Raw genomic sequence first — 2,408 nt, forward strand, 5'->3', positions numbered from 1 at the left:
TAGCGCTCAGCCATTTCTTCTTTCATGTTGAGCAATTCCATTTTCTCGTCTAGTTTAGTGATAAATTCACGAACTGAAATCTTTTCATCATCTTCTTTACCAGCATTCATGGCTGCGCGAAGAAATTCAGCATTGGTAATACCTGGAATTTCAGATGGGTATTGCATAGCAAGGAAAAGTCCCATACGCGCACGCTCGTCCACTTCCAACTCAAGGATGTTTACGCCATCAAACAAGACTTCACCTTTGGTAACTTCATAGTTAGGGTTCCCCATGATAGCTGCAGAAAGAGTCGATTTACCAGTACCATTTGGTCCCATGATAGCTGCGATTTCTCCTGTTTTCAGAGTCAGATTGACCCCTTTCAAAATTTCTTTTCCTTCAATCTCAACGTGAAGATCTTTGATCTCTAATACTGACATGATAGTTCCTTTCTTTTTCTGGCCTACTTCCTTTATCCTTAAAGAAATCACTTACATTTCTCTAAAAAACACAAAAAAGGTCCATAAATATACTCTACTAGTATAACAAAAAAAAGCCTAAAAGGCTTTGATTTTGTTTAGAAGCTAGTGACTAATCCTTGCGGTTTAGGTGCTGATCAATGGCATCTACTATTTTCCCCATTACATAACTTAACCTAAAATTTCGAAAAAGAAGAATGGCCCAAAAGGCTGCCATGAAATAGCGGTCAGTCATCCAAGCTTCATTGAAAAAATAAGTCTCAGCAGCTGTAAATAGCGCTATCACGATAAATTGTTGTCTATTCATAGGATTATTGTACCATGAAATCCAATTTTAGTCTTCTTCGACTATGACTTTATCAGCCAGAAATTCAAATCCTTCTGGAATCAGACTCTCTTCTTCTACCTCTTGATTGGTTTGGGAAGACTTGTTTTTAGCTGAAAATGCTGCTCGAACCTCTTTCCATTCCTCTAGGGAAATGGCTAAGATTTCAGGTGAAAAACCTGCTGCCTGACTGAGGATGTTGCCAAACATGGTGTTGAGATTGTCCCGTTTCATAGTTTGCCCAGCATTGAAATTAGACTCAAAGGCTAAAATAGCATGGTGTTCGTTGGCCGCAACTGGTTGAGAACCTACGAGAAGAGCCTTATCAGGACCAGCTAAGCTTTCGATCACTTCTCCCCATGCATTCTGAAGGCGAATCAAGTTTTGCCGTGCCAATTCAGGATTTTCAACAGCTTCTTGTAGGATAGCCTGAACCTTATTACGGTCTACTCGATAGACTGTCTTGGAAGTGGCTGGACGGCTAGGGACTGGCACCACTTGTTTAGGAGCTGTTCCAACATTGGCAAGTTCTTGTTTGAGACGAGCGACTTCCTGTCTCAGTGTAGAAATTTCACTTTCTACAGCTCCTGAAAGAGCAAATTCAGGCTTAATCTCAGCTAAACGAATGGTCATCATCTCAGCATAAATCTTAGGTTGCAGGCTTGCTTTCATATCTGCCAAGCTCACAGTCGCTATTCGAATCATTTCAAAGAGGCTTTCCTGTGATAAAGCTAGATTGTCCATAAAAACTGGACTATGATGAGTATTTTCGCCACCCGTCTGGACGACCAGTAAATCACGCAAATACTGCAAGAGATCCGTTACAAAACGAGTCATGCTCTTGCCATTCTCAAATAAAAGATTCAAAGAATCAAGCGCTTTTGGGACATCCTGCTGGGACAAGGCAGCTACATAGTCATCTAGTGCTGATAAACTAATGGTGCCTGTAATCTCCTCAGAGATAGCAGTCGTGAGCTCATTTCCCTGTGTTAAACTCAAGGCTTGGTCCAGAATAGACAAGGCATCCCGCATTCCACCTTCAGCTCGTCTGGCAATGATTTCCACAGCCTCCGGTTCAGAACTGATATTTTCTTTTTCTAGAATATGATAAATATGCTCCTTGATATCTTGAGTTTTAATCGATTTGAACTCAAAACGTTGAACACGCGATAAAATGGTTGCAGGAATCTTATGCAATTCAGTGGTCGCCAAGATAAAGACAACATTTTGAGTTGGCTCCTCAAGAGTCTTCAAAAGCGCATTAAAGGCTCCCGTAGACAGCATATGAACCTCGTCTATGATATAGACCTTATAACGTGCCAAGCTAGGTGCATAGGTAGATTTGTCACGAATTTCACGGATTTCATCAACTCCATTATTTGAAGCCGCATCCATTTCAATAACATCTTCTAGGCTACCTTCTGTCACTGCCTGACAGATATAGCAGTGATTACATGGTTCTCCGTCCACTTGGTTCGGACAGTTCATAGCCTTGGCAAAAATCTTGGCTACACTGGTCTTCCCAGTTCCACGAGGGCCTGAGAAAAGATAAGCATGACTAATCTTTTCCTGCTCGACCGCTTGTTTTAGGGTTTTAGCCACAACATCTTGTCCGACCAATT

At 41.5% G+C, this 2,408-nt stretch carries 3 protein-coding genes; all 3 read right to left on the reverse strand.

Annotated features, from left to right (window positions below):
- Positions 1-422: ABC transporter ATP-binding protein (locus SORDD16_RS04880; RefSeq protein WP_128973474.1), on the reverse strand; the 422-nt coding region annotated here is incomplete at its 3' end.
- Between the two features lie 151 nt (positions 423-573).
- Entirely contained in the window at positions 574-768 is a 195-nt protein-coding gene (locus SORDD16_RS04885) for a DUF3272 family protein (protein ID WP_061452570.1), read from the reverse strand.
- Between the two features lie 27 nt (positions 769-795).
- A complete protein-coding gene (gene dnaX, locus SORDD16_RS04890) occupies positions 796-2,406 on the reverse strand; it encodes a DNA polymerase III subunit gamma/tau (RefSeq protein ID WP_061452571.1) in 1,611 nt (536 codons plus the stop codon).
- Positions 2,407-2,408 lie beyond the last annotated feature (2 nt).

The organism is Streptococcus oralis (genome assembly GCF_001578945.1).
In the GTDB taxonomy this organism is placed as follows: Bacteria; Bacillota; Bacilli; order Lactobacillales; family Streptococcaceae; genus Streptococcus; species Streptococcus oralis_Q.

What these genes read in the sequence shown, in the direction of transcription:
- SORDD16_RS04885 (WP_061452570.1), bottom strand. Translation starts at nt 768, where the DNA reads ATGAATAGACAACAATTTATCGTGATAGCGCTATTTACAGCTGCTGAG.